This window comes from Marinibacterium profundimaris, assembly GCF_002210095.1.
Classification (GTDB): Bacteria; Pseudomonadota; Alphaproteobacteria; order Rhodobacterales; family Rhodobacteraceae; genus Marinibacterium; species Marinibacterium profundimaris.
The window spans coordinates 158,173-175,102 of the sequence record NZ_AQQR01000006.1; the positions used below are offsets into that span (position 1 = coordinate 158,173).

The 16,930-nt window shown below is 66.0% G+C and carries 15 protein-coding genes; 4 read left to right on the forward strand and 11 right to left on the reverse strand.

Going from position 1 to position 16,930, the window contains the following annotated elements; all coding sequences use genetic code 11:
• The first annotated feature begins 26 nt into the window (after window positions 1-26).
• Window positions 27-737, forward strand: coding sequence for an alpha/beta fold hydrolase (locus ATO3_RS15990; RefSeq protein ID WP_088650882.1), 711 nt, complete (start codon window positions 27-29; stop codon window positions 735-737).
• Between the two features lie 146 nt (window positions 738-883).
• Here the strand turns inward: ATO3_RS15990 and phaZ are convergent, their stop codons facing one another.
• On the reverse strand, window positions 884-2,155 hold the full coding sequence (gene phaZ, locus ATO3_RS15995) for a polyhydroxyalkanoate depolymerase (RefSeq protein ID WP_088650883.1): 1,272 nt from the start codon (window positions 2,153-2,155) through the stop codon (window positions 884-886).
• 138 nt (window positions 2,156-2,293) lie between these two features.
• On the opposite strand from phaZ, the gene ATO3_RS16000 reads away from it, so the two are divergent.
• From ATO3_RS16000 to phaR, 3 genes are all read left to right on the forward strand, one after another.
• A complete protein-coding gene (locus ATO3_RS16000; RefSeq protein WP_088650884.1) occupies window positions 2,294-4,108 on the forward strand; it encodes a PHA/PHB synthase family protein in 1,815 nt (604 codons plus the stop codon).
• Window positions 4,109-4,447: 339 nt separating this feature from the next.
• A complete protein-coding gene (locus tag ATO3_RS16005) occupies window positions 4,448-4,894 on the forward strand; it encodes a BAR domain-containing protein (RefSeq protein ID WP_088650885.1) in 447 nt (148 codons plus the stop codon).
• A gap of 456 nt (window positions 4,895-5,350) precedes the next feature.
• Window positions 5,351-5,899 (forward strand): polyhydroxyalkanoate synthesis repressor PhaR, encoded by a 549-nt coding sequence (phaR, locus tag ATO3_RS16010; RefSeq protein WP_088650886.1) that lies wholly within the window; start codon window positions 5,351-5,353, stop codon window positions 5,897-5,899.
• 109 nt (window positions 5,900-6,008) lie between these two features.
• Here phaR and ATO3_RS16015 read toward each other — a convergent pair whose 3' ends face one another.
• The 10 genes from ATO3_RS16015 to ATO3_RS16060 form a co-directional block, all read right to left on the reverse strand.
• Window positions 6,009-7,112, reverse strand: coding sequence for a hypothetical protein (locus tag ATO3_RS16015; protein WP_088650887.1), 1,104 nt, complete (start codon window positions 7,110-7,112; stop codon window positions 6,009-6,011).
• A 140-nt stretch (window positions 7,113-7,252) separates the two neighbouring features.
• A complete protein-coding gene (locus ATO3_RS16020) occupies window positions 7,253-8,461 on the reverse strand; it encodes a DegT/DnrJ/EryC1/StrS family aminotransferase (RefSeq protein ID WP_088650888.1) in 1,209 nt (402 codons plus the stop codon).
• Window positions 8,462-8,580: 119 nt separating this feature from the next.
• Complete coding sequence (locus tag ATO3_RS16025) at window positions 8,581-9,885, reverse strand: NAD(P)/FAD-dependent oxidoreductase (protein ID WP_088650889.1); 1,305 nt, start codon at window positions 9,883-9,885, stop codon at window positions 8,581-8,583.
• Between the two features lie 73 nt (window positions 9,886-9,958).
• The gene (locus ATO3_RS16030) at window positions 9,959-11,329 is read right to left on the reverse strand and encodes a glutamine synthetase family protein (RefSeq protein WP_088650890.1); all 1,371 of its coding nucleotides are present in this window, start codon (window positions 11,327-11,329) and stop codon (window positions 9,959-9,961) included.
• Window positions 11,326-12,009, reverse strand: coding sequence for a type 1 glutamine amidotransferase (locus ATO3_RS16035; RefSeq protein ID WP_088650891.1), 684 nt, complete (start codon window positions 12,007-12,009; stop codon window positions 11,326-11,328). The genes ATO3_RS16030 and ATO3_RS16035 overlap by 4 nt, the downstream gene beginning before the upstream one ends.
• A gap of 90 nt (window positions 12,010-12,099) precedes the next feature.
• Window positions 12,100-13,416, reverse strand: coding sequence for a glutamine synthetase family protein (locus tag ATO3_RS16040; protein ID WP_088650892.1), 1,317 nt, complete (start codon window positions 13,414-13,416; stop codon window positions 12,100-12,102).
• A gap of 27 nt (window positions 13,417-13,443) precedes the next feature.
• Entirely contained in the window at window positions 13,444-14,250 is an 807-nt protein-coding gene (locus ATO3_RS16045) for an ABC transporter permease (protein WP_088650893.1), read from the reverse strand.
• A gap of 79 nt (window positions 14,251-14,329) precedes the next feature.
• A complete protein-coding gene (locus ATO3_RS16050; RefSeq protein ID WP_088650894.1) occupies window positions 14,330-15,214 on the reverse strand; it encodes an ABC transporter permease in 885 nt (294 codons plus the stop codon).
• A 44-nt stretch (window positions 15,215-15,258) separates the two neighbouring features.
• Window positions 15,259-15,978 (reverse strand): transporter substrate-binding domain-containing protein, encoded by a 720-nt coding sequence (locus tag ATO3_RS16055; RefSeq protein ID WP_088650895.1) that lies wholly within the window; start codon window positions 15,976-15,978, stop codon window positions 15,259-15,261.
• Window positions 15,979-16,046: 68 nt separating this feature from the next.
• Complete coding sequence (locus ATO3_RS16060) at window positions 16,047-16,832, reverse strand: ABC transporter ATP-binding protein (RefSeq protein ID WP_088650896.1); 786 nt, start codon at window positions 16,830-16,832, stop codon at window positions 16,047-16,049.
• Window positions 16,833-16,930: the final 98 nt, after the last annotated feature.

Below are 16,930 nucleotides of genomic sequence, written 5' to 3' on the forward strand. Positions count from 1 at the left end.
GATCCCCGGCATGAGCGCAGGCAACAATGAGCGAACCCCTGGTCCTGATCCCCGGCCTGATGGCCGACGCGCGCGCATATGATGCGTTGATGACGCCGCTGTCACGCGAGCGCGCGGTGATGGTCGCGCCCTCGATCCTGGGCGAACGGGTGGAGGAAATGGCCTCCAACCTGATGGACCAGCTGCCGGTGCGCTTCGCGCTGGCGGGCCATGGGCTGGGCGGCGTGGTGGCGATGGAGATCCTGCGCCGCGCGCCGGACAGGGTGATGCGCATCGCGCTCATGGACAGCACGCCGCTGCCCGAAACCCCGCAGGAGGCCGCCGATCGCGAGATGCTGATCGTCAAGGCGCGGGCCGGGCGGATGGAAGACGTGATCGCCGAGAGCTTTCCGGCCGAGGCCCTGGCCCCCGGCGCGGCGCGGCGCGATGTGCTGAGGCACGTGGTCTCGATGGCCTTCGACCTTGGGCCGGAGGTGTTCCTGCGGCAGGCGCGGGCGCTGCAGAAGCGGCGGGACCAGCAACCGACATTGCGCAAGTGCCGGGTGCCGGCGCTGGTGCTTTGCGGGGAACATGATTGCCTGGCGCCGGTCAAGCGGCAGGAGTTCATGGCGGAGCTGATCCATCATGCCGCGCTGAAGGTGATCCCGGAGGCCGGGCATTTCCCGATGATCGAGACACCGGGCGCGGTGCTGGAGGCGCTGCGGAGCTGGCTGGACGCACCCATGGTGCTGCGCTAGCGGTGCTGTGTTAGCGGCCGCCCCTGTGACGGCGCGCCTGATGGACACGCCGCTCTTCGCTGTCAGAAGTCGCGGCCGGCGGGGGCGTTTCGCTTGCCCGCCGGGCGGCAAGGCCGGGCAGAGCCCGGCGCCTGCGGACCAAGCCCTCAGGCCGCCGCGTTGGAATTTGCGGCGTTGGGCTTGGGCTTCGGGCTGTTGGCGTCGATGAAGCTCAGCACCAGCGGGCGGATGTTGTTGCGCCAACTCTTGCCCGCGAAGATGCCGTAATGTCCGGCGCCGGGCTCGATATGGCTGGCCTTCTTCTCGTCCGGCAGGCCGGTGCAGAGATCGAGCGCCGCGATGCACTGGCCGGGGGCCGAGATGTCATCGTTCGCGCCCTCGACCGTCTTGACCGCCACGGTGGTGATCTTGCCGATGTCGACCTTCTTGCCGTTCACCGTGAAGACGTTGCGCGCGACCTCGCGGTTCTTGAAGATCCGTTCGACCGTCGAAAGGTAGAATTCGGCGGTCATGTCCATCACGGCGAGATATTCGTCGTAGAACCTGTTGTGCGGATCGTGGTCCGAGGCATCGCCCTTGGCGGTGCGCTGGATCTGGTCGGTGAAGGCTTTGGAATGGCGCTCGGCGTTCATCGACATGAACGAGGCCAGTTGCAGAAGGCCCGGATAGACCATGCGGCCGACGCCCTTGTACTTGAAGCCGACGCGCTGGATCATGGCGAATTCCAGCTGCCCCATGGTGACGCGACGGCCGAAATCCGTGACCTCGGTCGGCGTGGCGTCCGGGTCGATCGGCCCGCCGATCAGGGTCAGCGAACGCGGCTGCGCGTCGGGGTCTTCCTCGGCGAGATAGGCCGTCGCGGCGAGTGTCAGCGGCGCGGGCTGGCAGACGGCGATCACATGGGTGTCGGGACCGAGGTGGCGCATGAAATCCACGAGGTAGAGCGTGTAATCCTCGACATCGAACTTGCCGCAGCTGACGGGGATGTCACGGGCATTGTGCCAGTCGGTGACATAGACTTCGCAATCGGGCAGCAGCGAGTTCACGGTCGAACGCAGCAGCGTCGCGTAATGGCCCGACATCGGCGCCACGACCAGCACCTTGCGCTGGCTTTTCTCGCGTCCGGACACCTTGAAGTGCAGGAGGTCGCCGAAGTCCTTTTCGACCACGATCTCCTTTTCGACGATGTGGTCCTTGCCGTCGGCGCAGGTGATCGAGCGGATCCCCCAGGACGGTTTCACGACCATGCGCGAGAAGGTGCGTTCGGTGACTTCGCCCCAGGCCGCGGTCCAGGCGATCGCGGGGTTCGGAATCATGGCATAGACCGGATACGAGGCAAACGCCTGCGCCGTCGCGCCCAGCCACTGGTTGGTGTTCCGAACCGTCTCCATGACGTCGTACGTCATCATGTTCCGCATTTGGGGGACTCCTTTTTGCCGGTTGCTCGACTAAACTCGACGTGACTCGGTCCTCGCAGAAAGGACCATTCGCCGCTTTGTCCCGGCTACAGAGCGACACTATGCTGCAAAGCAGCAAGGTAGGAGGGAATTACGAGAATGGCAACTGATACTCAAGAATTGGTTACGACGCCCGCGGAGCATCTTGACAAGCTCAAGGAAAACATGCGCCGCGTCGAAGACCTCTCCCACCGACTGATCGACGTTCTCGCCCATCGCAAGATGCACAACCCGGCGCTGGACGCGCCCAAGCAGGATCTGTTTGCCAAGGCCGCCGCCGCCTACTGGATCGAATCGATGCAGGACCCGGGCAAGATCATCGAACACCAGATCCAGTACTGGTCCAAATCCGTGCTGCATTTCGTCGAGGCGCAGCAGGCGCTGGCCAAGGGCAAGCTGACCGCTCCGGACGATCCGGGGCCGAAAGACCGGCGCTTTACCAATCCTCTGTGGGACAGCCATCCCTATTTCAACTTCATCAAGCAGCAATACCTGATCAACGCCGAGGCGATCCAGCAGGCGGTCGCGGATGTCGACGACCTGGACGAGGTCGAAAAGCGTCGCCTGAGCTACTTCGCCAAGCAGATCGTCGACATGATGGCGCCGACCAACTTCCTGGCCACCAACCCCGACGCGCTGGAAAAGGCGGTTGAGACGGACGGCCAATCGCTCATCAACGGGCTCGAGAACCTGATCCGCGATCTCGAGGCCAACGACGGCGAGCTTGTCGTACGGCTTGCCGATGAAAGCGCCTTCAGGCTGGGCGAGAACATCGGCGCCTCGAAGGGCGAGGTGGTCTATCGCAACCGCATGATGGAGCTGATCCAGTATTCGCCCACGACCGAGCAGGTGCACGAGGTCCCGCTGCTGCTGTTCCCGCCCTGGATCAACAAGTTCTACATCCTCGACCTGAAGGCGCAGAACAGCCTGATCAAGTGGGTGACCGATCAGGGGTATACGCTGTTCGTGGTCAGCTGGGTCAATCCCGATCCATCCTATCGCGATATCGGGATGGAGGACTACATCCAGGACGGCTTTCTTGCCGCGATCCGCGAGGTGAAGGCGATCACGCAGCAGAAGCAGATCAACGTGGTCGGCTATTGCATCGCGGGGACGACGTTGGCGCTGACGCTGTCGCTGATGAAGCAGACCGGGGACAAGTCGGTGAAGTCGGCGACCTTCTTCACCGCGCTGACCGATTTTGCCGACCAGGGCGAATTCACGCCCTTCCTGCAGGACGATTTCGTCGACGGTCTGGAGACCGAGACGAAGGCGCGGGGGATCCTGCCGTCCTACATCATGGCGCGCACCTTCTCGTTCCTGCGCTCCAACGATCTTGTCTATTCGCCCGCGATCCGGTCCTACATGATGGGGCAGACCCCGCCGGCATTCGACCTGCTCTACTGGAACGGGGACGGGACAAACCTTCCGGCGAAGATGGCGATGCAGTACCTGCGCCAGCTGTGCCAGAGGAACGAATTCGCCTCGGGCGAGGGGATGGACCTGCTGGGCCACACGCTGCGGATCAAGGACGTGGACGTGCCGGTCTGCGCCATCGCCTGCGAGACGGACCATATTGCCGCATGGCGCGACAGCTATCGCGGCGTGCAGCAGATGGGGTCGCGGTCGAAGACCTTCATCATGACCCAGTCCGGCCACATCGCCGGGATCGTGAACCCGCCGTCCAAGAAGAAGTACGGCCATTTCGTCAACAAGGACCTCAAGCTTGACCCGCAGACCTGGCTCGACACGGCAGAGTTTACCGAAGGGTCGTGGTGGCCCCGGTGGGAATCCTGGCTGAAGGGACGCTCGGGCAAGATGATTCCCGCGCGCGAGCCGGGGGATGCCGCGCATCCGCCGCTGTGCGCGGCGCCCGGAGAATACGTGCGTCCGGCCATGGTCGAGAAGGACTGAGGCGCGACAACGGCGGTTTGCACCGGGTTATGCACGCGGCCTTCGGCGGTGAGCGGAATAAAATGGGGCTCCGCGGCCAATGGGTGCGGCGCCGTAAGAGCTGCTCGGAGCAAGAAAATCAAGGCCGTGAACCCGCGCGCCTTATGTCCTCCGGCTGGGCGGTGCATCCTCTGGGTGAGTATCCCTGTCGGCGGATCCTTGCCTTACAACCAGCATGTTATTTTCTGCATCGCAGCATTCGGACTTGAAATGCTGCGTCGCAGCATCTATTGTATGTCAGGAAGCGAGCGATGACGGGGTGGGCCCGTCACACAAGTACGGACAACCAGGAAGAGTACCATGGCTACCAACGCACAAGACTTCACCGCAATGATGAAAGACATGATGGGCGCATTCCCGGTCGACACGTCGGCCATGGAAGACGCGTTCAAGACCAGCGCATCGCTGAACGAGAAACTCTCGGGCGTCGCTCTGGAAGCGGCCGACAAGACCGCCGAAGTGTCCACCGCGTGGACCAAGCAGACGATCGAGAAACTCAGCGAGCTGTCGAAAGCCAAGACAGAGCCGGCCGACTACGCGAAGGCCCTGACCGATTTCGCCTCGGCCACCGCCGAGATCTCGGCCGAGCACATGGCCGCCTACGCCGAAATCGCCAAGAAGGTCCAGATGGACACCGTCGAGCTGATGATGGCCGCTGGCAAGGACATGACCGAAGACGCGACCGCGGCAATGAAAAAAGCCACCGACGACGTGAGCGCCGTCACCAAGAAAGCCACCGCGAAGTAATTCGGTCGCATTCGAGCAATTTGCACCATCTCCTCCCCTCAGGTGCAATCGCAGGAGGGGGCAGGCCGAAAGGTCTGCCCCCTTTTTCGTGCCCGGAGCCCCGTCGCAGGGCACCGGACCGCGGGAGCATCCTGGCACATCGAGCAGGCCCCGCGCGGGCCGGGCGCCGAGGCCTGCGACAGACGGGCCCGGCGCCGTGCTGTTCGTGTCGTGGTTGTGGCACAGGCCCTTTCTGAAGGGCGGCGACGGAGGACTGTGCGGGCGCGATCAGTCCCGTCATGCTGCACTGCGCGCATGAACGGCTGGAACGGTGCGCTCCCGGCGCTGCTACCCGACCCGCTGTTCCGCGATCGCGGTTGCCCAAGCGTCAGATCATTGAAAAAAAACGGCCTCTTTCCTTTCGTTCTGCGCTCGCATAGGCTTTTCTGCAACGCTGCATAACCGGGGGAGGCTATCGTGGCCGATACAGACAAACCGCTTCTGATCAAGCGCTATGCGAGCCGGCGTCTCTACAACACGGAAACCAGCGATTATGTCACGCTGGAGGACATCGCCGGCTTCATCCGTAGCGGACGCGAGGTCAAGATCGTCGATCTGAAATCCGGGGATGACCTGACGCGGCAGTATCTTCTGCAGATCATCGCCGAACACGAAAGCCGGGGCGAAAACGTTCTGCCGGTGACCGTGCTGAACGACCTGGTGCGCAGCTACATGGTGCCGGGCGGGGGGATGATGCCGCAGTTCCTGCAGACGTCGTTCGACATGCTGCGCGAGAGCCAGTCGAAGATGCTGAACAACATGACGGCCATGAACCCGATGGCCAAGACCGGGCTCGAGGCGATGAAGGCCCAGCAGGAGGCCTTTGTGAAGGCCATGACCGGCGGGATCGGGACGCAATGGTCAGGCCCGGGCGAGGATGACAGCGCGGGCGACGACAAGGACGACCTCGATTCCATCAAGAAACAGCTGGCCGAGCTGCAGGACAAACTGTCGAAGCTGAGCTGACGTGCGGCGCGGGGCCCGCCGGGCGGGCTGCGCCGTTTCTACCGGGCCGGTCCGCTGTGACCGGCCTTGTTCGTTCCTGCGACTGTGTCGCGGATCGTCTGCCGCGGGGTCAGCCGGCACGCCGCAGCAATTCGTCGAAAATCGCGTCCATAAGCGCGGGCGTCGAGGTGTCGGCCGGTGTCACACCCAGCCGCTCTGCGATCGGCGCGAGGTCTGTGGCCGCCGTGGCCGAGATGTCCAGCAGCTGTTCCTCCGAGGTGATCCCGTCCGCATCCGATTCCGACCCCGCCGAGGGCACCATGGCCAGATCCGCGCGGCGCTCCAGCCAGCGCAGGTCGCGGGGCGCCAGGTGCTCGTTGACCAGCGACGCGGCGAAGCGGAACCGGGGTCGGTGCAGGCCGCGTTCCAGTTGCGGCGACAGGTCGGGGCGGGCCGCCATGCGCTTGCGGATCCGCGCCTGGCGGCGGGCCTCCTCGCGCAGGAGCGTGCGCACCAGCCGCAGGCGCGCGCGGAACAGCCGGGGTGATCCCGTCAGCTCGGGGCGCTCGCGGTTGAACCGGAACAGCGCGGCGGCCATCGGCAGGGTGAAGCTCTCGTTGGTGCGGCGGTCCTGGATCCGGGACAGGTCGGCGCCGATGCGGGTGGCGAAGTCGCGCACGACTGACCCGCCGGGAAACCTGGACGGCCGGAAGGGCAGGAGTGTCACGTTCTCCGCGCCGAAGATCCGTTCGAGCGGGTCGAGCCGGGTGGCGTAGCGGGGGCCGGGCACACGGAAGACGTGGCGGCCGGCCTTCAGATCCTGCTGGAAGGCGGAGGCGGCATAGCCCGCCGGGTCGCGTACGTAGGCCAGAGGGCGGATGGACCGGCCGTGTCCGGCCAGGACGGCCTGCAGGGCGCGCAGCTGCGAGGGCTTGAGCGAGAGCACGCCCTCGGCCGAGATCAGGACCCGCGCGCGGGCGCCGTCGAGCGCGGCGGCGAGATCGGCGCGTGACCTCTCGCGGCGGCGCAGGATCTCGGCTCGGTCGAGCCCCTGGGCGCGGAGCGCGCGCGTGGGATCGCCGGGATCGCGGAACATCATCTGGATCGGCATGGAATGGTTGGCGCTGCCCAGTTGCGCATAGGCCAGCGTGCCGTCGTCATAGTCCGCGAAGGCCTGCTGGATCGACGAGGACCCGGTCTTGTCCATTCCGACATGCAGGAGGATTTCGGTCATTGGATCATGACGGTTCCGGATGCTTCGGGGCGGGACAGGCCGGAATGAAAACAGCCCCCCGGCCGGTTGGCAAGGGGGCCGCATGAAAGGGGCCTTCGGGCCGGGGCTGTCACTCGCCGCGCTCTTGCAAGCGCGTCTCGTCAGGTGCCGTAGGCGCGTTCTTCGCCCATCACCGCCTCGACCGAGGCGAGCAGGATGTCGGTGATCACGTCCAGTTCGGCGCGGGTCAGGCGGACGGGCAGGCGCACGTCGCAGGCCTTCATCAGCATGGCGCGGGTCTGGGGCAGCTGGGGCAGGTCGCCCAGGAACTGCCAGTTCCAGAAGGCGCGGGCATTGTCGGTGGACATGCCGAAGACCTGGACCTTCACGCCGCGGGCCGCCGATTCATCCGAAAAGGCGCGGATCTGGTCGGCGTCCATGTTCTCCATGTTGAACTGGATCGAATCGGGCGCGCGCAGTTCCGGGCCCAGCGGGTCCGGCACGTGGATGAAGGGCGACGCGTTCAGCCGCGCGGCCACGTAATCGTGGTTGGCGCGTCCGTCGGTCACGCGGCGGTCCAGCTGGGGCAGCTGCGAGCGGCTGATCGCGGCTGAGATGTTGTTGAGCCGCAGGTTGTACAGCGGCAGCTGGTTCTGCCAGGTGGCAAAGGCGGCCTCGAGCTCGCCATTGCCATGGCCGAAGCCGCGGTGCTTCTTCCAGTTGTGTTCGTAGGCGCCGGACATGATGACGGCGCGCGCGATCAGGTCGGCGTCGTCGGTGATCATGATCCCGCCTTCGCCGGCATTGACCATCTTGTAAGACTGGAAGGAAAAGCAGCCGACCCTGCCGATCGTCCCGATCTTCTGCCCGTTCCAGAGCGTGCCGAGCGAATGCGCCGCATCCTCGATCACAGGCAGGTCGCGGGCATCGCAAAGCGCCATGATCGCGTCCATGTCCGAGGTGTGGCCGCGCATGTGGCTGATGATGACCGCCTCGACCCCGTCGAGCTTGGCTTCGAAATCCGCCATGTCGACGCGGTAATTGTCACCGACCTCGCACAGGACCGGCACGCAATCGGCGTGCACCACCGACGACGGCACGGCGGCAAAGGTGAAGGCGGGGATCAGCACGCGGGCGCCAGGCGTCAGCCCCAGTGCCTTGAGCGACAGGAAGAGCGCCGCCGAACAGGACGACACCGCCAGGGCATAGCGCGACCCCATCATCGCGGCGAAGTCTTCTTCCAGAAGCGTGACCGCCGCGCCTTCGGACGTGTACCGGAAGAGGTCGCCGGATTGCAGCAGCGCCTCGATCTCGGCGCGGGCAGCTTCGGGGATCGGCTCGGCCTCGTGTACGTTCGGAACGTCGTTCATTTTGAATTTCCTTAACTGTACCTTTGAGAAAGGTAAAACATCGCGCTGGCGAGACCAAGCCAAAAGAGGCCGCGCGACCTAATAGTTTCATGACAGTGTTGCGAGCGGGTTCCGGTCTGTCAGAGCCCCAGCCGGTCGCGCAGGGCGTACCAGCTCATGGCGAGCGCCAGCAGCGGGCTGCGCAGGGCGGTGCCGCCGGGAAAGACCGGGGTAGGCAGGGCGGAGAAGGTGTCGAACCCTTCCGATTGCCCCTGCACGGCCTGCGCCATCAGCTTGCCGGCATGGGTCGCCGTGCCGACGCCGTGGCCGGAATAGCCCGAGGCCGTCAGGATCCGGGGCGACAGCCGCGCCATCCAGGGCAGGCGCTGCATCGTGATCGCCAGCGTGCCGCCCCAGGCGTAGTCGATCCGGACCCCCTTCAGGTGGGGAAAGATCCGCTCCATCGGTTTGCGCACGGTCGCGGCGATGTCGGCCGGGAAGCGGTAGCCATAGCTTTCGCCGCCGCCGAACAGCAGCCGGCCATCGACGGAGAGGCGGAAGTAGTTGATGACGAAGAGATCGTCGGCCACGGCCACGTCGCGGGTCAGCACGTCGGCCGTCCGCTCGCCCAGCGGCTCGGTCGCGGCGATGAAGTTGTTGATCGGCATGACCCGGGCGGCGACGCGCGGCTCCAGCCCGCCGAGATAGCCGTTGCAGGCCAGGATCACGTGATCCGCCGTCACGGTGCCGGTGTCGGTCTTTACCCGCACCTGCGCGCCGTCTTCGATCCCCGTCACGCGCGTGCCTTCGCAGATCCGCGCACCGGCGGCCTCGGCGGCGCGGGCCAGCCCCAGCGCCAGTTTCAGCGGATGCAGATGGGCGGAGCTCCAGTCGATCAGCCCGCCCTTGTAGACCGGCGAGGGGCAGAGCGCATGGCCGGCTTCGGCATCCAGCACCTCGGTCTGGGTGTGGCCGTAGCGGTCGGCGAGGAATTCGGCGTAGTGGTGCAGATGCGTGACCTCGGCCGCGGACGAGGCCATCTCGGCCACGCCGGGTCGCAGGTCGCAGTCGATGTCGTGGCGCGCGATCAGGTCCTTGACCAGCGTCAGCGCCTCGTCGCCCAGCTCCCAGAGCTGGCGGGCGGTTTCGGGGCCGTGGCGTTTTTCCAGCACGTCCTGGGTGACGCGCTGCCCGCCGCCCAGCTGCCCGCCGTTGCGGCCCGAGGCGCCGAAGCCCGCGCGGTGCGCTTCCAGCAGCAGCACGGATCGCCCGGCCTCGGCCAGGTGCAGCGCCGCCGAAAGGCCGGTGTAGCCGCCGCCGACGATGCAGACGTCGACCCGCGCGTCGCCATCCAGCGCGGGGCGCTCGGGCGGCAGTTCCGCGCTGGCCACGTACCACGAGTCCGGATACCGGCCCGGCCGGTCATTGGCATAGAGCAGGTCCATCCCGCGTTCCCGTATCTGTCCTGTTGATCCCGTGCCGGGGCGCACTCGGGCGCCGCCGGCCATGCCGTGCGCCTCAGACGTTCAGCAGCAGGTGTTCGCGTTCCCACGGAGAGATCACCTGCAGGAACTCTTCGTATTCGGTGCGCTTGACGATGCCGTAGACGCGCGCGAATTCCTCGCCCAGCACGCTGTGCAGGTCGGTCGCCTCGTCAAAGAGATCCAGCGCCGAGCCCAGCACGCGCGGGATTTCCCGCTGGCTGTCGTCGTCGCTGTCATAGGCGTCGCCGCGGAACTGGGCGTCCGGTTCGCGCTGCTGGATCAGCCCGAGATAGCCGCAGGCCAGCGAGGCCGCGATGCCGAGGTAGGGGTTGCAATCCATCCCCGCCAGCCGGTTTTCCACCCGCCGTCCGGCAGGGTCCGAGATCGGCACGCGGATGCCGGTGGTGCGGTTGTCATGGCCCCAGCTGAGGTTGATCGGCGCGGCATGGTCCTTCACGTAACGCCGGTACGAATTCACGTAAGGCGCCAGCACGGCGATTGCGTCGGGCAGATGTGCCTGAAGCCCGCCGATGAAATGGTGGAACTCGCGCGTGGGCGATCCGTCCTCGGCCGAGAAGACGTTGTTCCCGGTCTTCATGTCGATCAGCGAGTGATGGATATGCATGGCCGAGCCGGGCTCGTCCGCGATCGGCTTGGCCATGAAGGTGGCAAAGCAGTCGTGGCGCAGCGCCGCCTCGCGGATCAGACGCTTGAAGTAGAAGACCTCGTCGGCCAGCTTCACGGGGTCCCCGTGGCGCAGGTTGATCTCGAGCTGGCCGGCGCCGCCTTCCTGGGTGATGCCGTCGATCTCGAAGCCCTGGGCCTCGGCGAAATCGTAGATGTCGTCGATGACGGGGCCGAATTCGTCCACGGCAGTCATCGAATAGGCCTGCCGCGCGGCGGCCGGGCGGCCCGAGCGGCCCATCATCGGCGCGATGTCCTGCGCCGGGTCGATGTTGCGCGCCACCAGGAAGAATTCCATCTCGGGCGCGACGACCGGCTTCCATCCCTTGTCGCGATAAAGCTGCACGACCCGTTTCAGCACGTTGCGCGGCGCGATCGGCACCGGCTCGCCCTTGGTGTCCAGCGCGTCGTGGATCACCTGCAGGGTCCAGTCTCCGGTCCAGGGCGCGGCCGTGGCGGTGGACATGTCGGGCACCAGCTGCATGTCGGCCTCGGTGAAACCGGCCTCGCCAGCGGCGTCCGACCAGGTGCCGGTGATGGTCTGGTAGAAGATGCTGTCGGGCAGGTAGAACATCTTCTGCCGGGCGAACTTGCTGGCCGGCACGGCCTTGCCGCGGGCGATGCCGGGCAGGTCGGCGATGATGCACTCGACCTCGTCGAGGCGCCGGTTCTCAAGGTATTCCGCCGCCGAAGGGGGCAGATCGGTCATCCAGTCGCTCATGCCACGCGCTCCTGCAGGAAGAAGCGGGCCATCTCTTCGCCCACCTCCAGTCGGTCGGTCGGCTCGGGCAGTCGGGCGGTCGCCTCGTCGATCAGCGGCTGCGGGACATTGCCCGGCGCGCGGTGCTTCAGCAGCCCCGCGATGAAATCCGAATCGAACTCGGGATGCGGCTGGCAGGTCCAGATCGTGTCGCCGTAGCCAAGGATGGCATGGGGCGCGAACGCGTTGCCGCCGAGGATCTTGGCGCCCTCGGGCAGGCGCGTGACCTGGTCCTGGTGCCAGGCGTTCACCGCCACCCTGCGGCCGCCATAGTCATAGACCTGCCGGCCCACGGCCCAGCCGCCGGAGAATTTCTCGACCTTGCCGCCAAGCGCCTGGGCGATGATCTGATGGCCGAAGCACACGCCGATCATCGGCCGCCCGCTGGCGCGGATCCGGCGGATCAGCGCCTCCAGCGGCGGGATCCAGGGGTGATCCTCATAGGCGCCGTGGCGCGAGCCGGTGATAAGCCAGCCGTCGGCGGCCTCCGGTCCGGGCAGGGGGACGTTGTCGACAACGGCCCAGGTTTCGAAATCGAAGCCGTGACCGCCCAGCAGCCGCTCGAAGAGCTGGTCGTAATCGCCGGTTTCGCCAATGATCGCGTCGGGCGCGTGGCCCGTCTGCAAGATACCGATTTTCATGAAACACCGAATTTGATCAAATTCAGGATAGGGGGTTGGGCGCCTCGTTTCAAGCTCAGTCTTGGGGGCAGGGGAGGCCGTGACGCGGGATCAGGCGGTCTCGATCAGTGATTCCCAGTGCCGGTCCGGGTCCATCCCGGCAAAGACGGCATGTTCCTGGCGCTTGGTCATCACGAGGTAGCGGATCAGGTCGGGGGGCAGGATGCGGGCCATCAGGGCGCTGTTTTCCAGCCGGTCGATGGCGGTGGCCCAGTCGGCGGCGATCTGGGGCGCCTCCTTGATCGCATAGGCATTGCCCTGGATCGGCTCGGGCGGGGTCAGCCCGTCCTCGATCCCCACGAGCCCCGCGCCCAGCACCACGGCAAGCAGCAGGTAGGGGTTCACGTCGCCGCCGGCGCTGCGATGCTCGACCCGGCGCGCGGCCGGGGGGCCGCCGGGGATGCGGATCGCGGCGGTGCGGTTCTCGTAGGCCCAGACGGCGGCGGTGGGCGCGTGCGCGCCGGGCACCAGCCGGTCGTAGGAATTGCCGAAGGGCGCGAAGATCAGCGAACTGTCGGGCATCGCCTGCAGGCACCCGGCCACCGCGTTCATCAGCAGGGGCGTGCCCATCGCTCCGCCGTCCGAGAAGATGTTGCGCCCCTCGCGGTCCAGCACCGAGAAATGCACATGCATTCCGTTGCCGGCGTCGTCCATGTAGGGCTTGGCCATGAAGGTCGCGGCCATCTTGTACTTGCGCGCCAGCCCCTGCACCAACGCCTTGAAGAGCCAGGCGTCATCGGCGGCGCGCAGCGCGCCCTGGTGGGTCAGCGTCACCTCGAACTGGCCCACGCCGCTTTCGGCGATGGCGTTGTCGGCGGGGATCCCCATTTCCTCGCAGCCCTCGTAGAGGTCCGAAAAGAAGGCGTCGAAGGCGTCGAGTTCCTGGATCGACAGCACCGCGCCATGGGCCAGCCGCCGGCCCGAATGCGGGTCGATCACCGGCAGCAGCGTGTCGCCGCTGTCGTCGACAAGGGTGAATTCCATCTCGGTCGCGGCCACGACCTCCCAGCCGCGCGCGGCATAGCGGCCCAGCACCGCCTCAAGTGCGGCGCGGGGATCGCCGGCGAAGGGCTTGCCGCTCTCGGTCCTCATCGTCATCGGCACCAGCGCCGAGGGCCGGTCGAGCCAGGGCATCGGCACCGGCCCACGCCCGGTGGGCACCAGGACGCCATCGGCATCGCCGGTCTCGAACACCAGCGGCGAATTCTCGATGTCATGACCCCAGAGATCCACGTTCAGCGCCGAGAAGGGCATGCGCACGCCCTTGTCCATGGACCCCAGCTGCCGGCCGGGCACGCGCTTGCCGCGCATCCTCCCGTTGAGGTCGCAGGCGGCGATACGGATCGTGGGATAGGCTGTAGGGCTCATTGGGGTGGTTCCGGGTAGGGCGCGGTCTCAGCGCATAAGGTTGGGGCGGTATTTCACGCGGCTTCGGCGGCTGGCCGGGAGATGCCGGTTCAGCCGGGCGTTCACAAGGCCGAAGATACCGACGATGATCAGGGTGAACAGGATGAAGTAACCCGCCAGGATCGGGTAGGCGATGAACGGGTTGAAGGTCTTGTCCGCGAAGTAGTTCGCGTAATAAAGCGCATCGCCCTGCTGGCGCCAGGCCGGGAAGCCCGAGAAGAACACCAGCGTGGTCGCGTGGAAGAGGAAGATCGCCTCGTTCGTGTAGGCGGGCCAGGCGAGGCGCAGCATGGTGGGCCAGACGATCCGCCGGAAGCGCGGCAGGCCGGTCAGGCCATAGGCATCGGCCGCCTCGATGTCGCCCTTGGGGATCGACTGCAGCGCGCCGTAGAAGATCTCTCCGGAATAGGCGGCGGTGTTCAGCAGCAACACGATCAGCGCGCCAAGCGCGGCCGAGGTGAAGGGATCGAAGACCGGGCTCACGCCCTTGAGGCTGGTGAACAGCGCATAGGCGAAGAAGATCTGGATGAAGAGCGGCGAGCCCCGGAAGATGAAGATGAACCATTCCGACGGCTTGCGCAGCCAGCGTTTCGACGACGCCTTGCCCACCGCCACCGCCGTTGCCAGCAGGAAGCCCAGGCAAAGCGCGATCACGCCGAAATAGACGTTCCAGATCATGCCCGAGCCGATCAGGATGACCTGCTCGCACAGCGTGAAATCCGATCGCGGCAGCAGCCGCTCGCCATAGCCCAGAGAGCGCAGCGCGTAGGATGAGAAGGCCTCGGCGCAGCTCATGCGGGGCCTCCGGTCAGGGCGGGGGCGGGCCGGCGTATGGGCTGCCGTTCCGTTGCGCGCACGCTCGACATCTTTCCGCTCATGCCGCGGCCTTCCGCTGGGCTTCGCCGGCGGCGGTGGCCTGACCATGGGTCAGGCGCGCCGTGATCCGGTCCAGCACGATCTCGGACACCCGGGTGAAGGCCAGATAGAAGATGAGCAGCCCGAGGAAATACCACACCCGCCAGTCGCCATGTGGGTAATCGGTGAAGCGCGCGGTCTTGGCGCCGCCCAGTTCCTTGGCCCAGTAGACGATGTCCTCGACGCCCAGCAGGAACAGCAACGGCGTGGCCTTGACCAGCACCATCCACAGGTTGGACAGGCCGGGCAGGGCATAGATCCACATCTGCGGCACCAGGATCCGCCAGAAGGTCTGGCGATGGGTCATGCCGTAGGCCTCGGCCGTCTCAAGCTGCGCCTGCGGCACCGCGCGCATGGCGCCGAACAGCACGTTGCCGGCAAAGGCGCCGAAGACGATGGCGAAGGTCAGCACCGCCAGCGCGAAACCATAGACCTCGTGCCAGGCCTGCGGTGCGGTCGACAGCGGCATCTTGGCCGCCGCGCAGACGATGAAGTCCGATCCCTGCCGGATCGGCTCGTCCCAGTCGGGGCACTTGATCTTGTGGCGCAGGTATTCGATCCCCTGGTCCAGCGCGATCACGAAGAACAGGAAAAAGACGATGTCCGGCACGCCCCGGACCATCGCGATGTAGATCTTGCCGAACCAGCTGAGCGGCAGGATCCGCGACCGCGCCGCCGCCGCCGCCCCGAACCCGAAGCCAAGCGCGATGGGCGCGGTGATGGCCAGCAGCAGAAGCACCGTCCCGAAGGAGGCGTAGAACAGCATCAGCTTGCCGGTGGTCAGATAGCAGGCAAACCAGGCCGGGGTCGCAAGAAGCGAGGGATCGGTGCAGAAGGAAAACATGGGTGCATCAGCCGGCGGGGCGGGACCCCGCCGGCCGGGTCAGCTCAATAGGTGTCGGTGCCTTCCCCGAACCACTTGATCAGCATTTCGTTCAGCGATCCGTCTTCCTTCATCGAGGTGATGGCCGCGTCGAACTTGTCCTTCAGCTCGGTGTCGCTTTCGCGGATGCCCATGCCGGTGCCACGGCCCAGCGTGACGGTCTCGCCGATGAACATCAGCTCGCCGCCCGATTCCTCGACGATCGGCACCAGATAGTCGGTATCGAAGAACACCGCGTCGGCCTCGCCGCTCTTCAGGGCGGTGATGATCTCGTCCGCGGTGGCGAATTCCAGCAGGGTCGCGTCGCTTTCCGAGATGTACTGCGATTGCAGGGTCGAGGTCTGGGCCGCGACCACGCCGCCAAGGTCGGCATCCTCGCTGAGCGCCACATAGGAGGAGGTCGCCGGCGGGATGTAATCCTGGGTAAAGTCGATGACCTCGTCGCGCTCGTCGTTGATCGACATGCCGGCGATGATCGTGTCGTAGTTGCCCGACACCAGGTTGGGGATGATCGAATCCCAGTCGTTGGTCACCCATTCACAGGTCAACTCCGCGCGGGCGCAAAGCTCGTCGCCGAATTCCCGCTCGAAGCCGTCGACCTCGCCGGCATCGTTGATGAAGTTGTACGGAGGATAGGCGCCCTCGGTGCCCATGCGGACGGTCTGTGCCATGGCAAGGCCCGCGGACAAAGCCAGGACGGCGGTGCTGAGAATCAGGGTCTTCATGTGTGTTACTCCCGGTTCGTGGTTGGTGTTGTTATCGTTGTTATGGTTTGGCGGTCGCGTCGCGCTGGTCACGCCGCGTGAGACAGGAACCCGCGCAGGCGTTCGGATTTCGGCGCGCTGAACAGCGTGTCCGGCGGCCCTTCTTCCTCGATCACCCCCTTGTGCAGGAAGACGACGTGGTCGCTGACATCCTGGGCCAGCTTCATGTCGTGGGTGACGATGATCATCGTGCGCCCCTCGGCGGCAAGGTCCTTGATGACCTTCACCACCTCCTGTTCCAGCTCGGGGTCCAGGGCCGAGGTCGGCTCGTCGAATAAAAGCGCCTCGGGCTCCATCGCCAGGGCACGGGCGATGGCGGCGCGCTGCTGCTGGCCGCCCGACAGCTGGGCGGGCCAGGCATCGCACTTGTCGCCGATGCCGACCTTGTCCAGATAGCGCCGGGCCGAGGCCTCGGCCTCTGCCTTGTCGCGGCCCAGCACGGTGACCGGCGCCTCCATCACGTTCTGCAGGATCGTCAGGTGGGACCACAGGTTGAACTGCTGGAAGACCATCGACAGGTTCGTGCGGATCCGCAGCACCTGTTTGGCATCCGCCGGCCGGCGCGCCATCGCGGCCCCGCGCCAGCTGACCGGTTCGCCCTTGAACAGGATCTCGCCCTGCTGGCTGTCTTCCAGCAGGTTGGCGCAGCGCAGCAGTGTGGATTTGCCCGACCCGGACGACCCGATGAGCGAGACCACGTCGCCGCGCCTTGCCGCGATCGACACGCCCTTGAGCACCTCAAGCGGGCCGTAGGCCTTGTGCAGGTCGCGGATCTCGATGACGGTTGGTGTGTCGGCGGGTGAATGGTCGGTCACGCGGTGTCCGTGGCAAAGGATGTTTGGCCCAAACTCTGGGCAAATTCCATGCGCCTTGGCAATCCGCAAAACGCCTTTAGCAGTGTGGAATTCGCCCG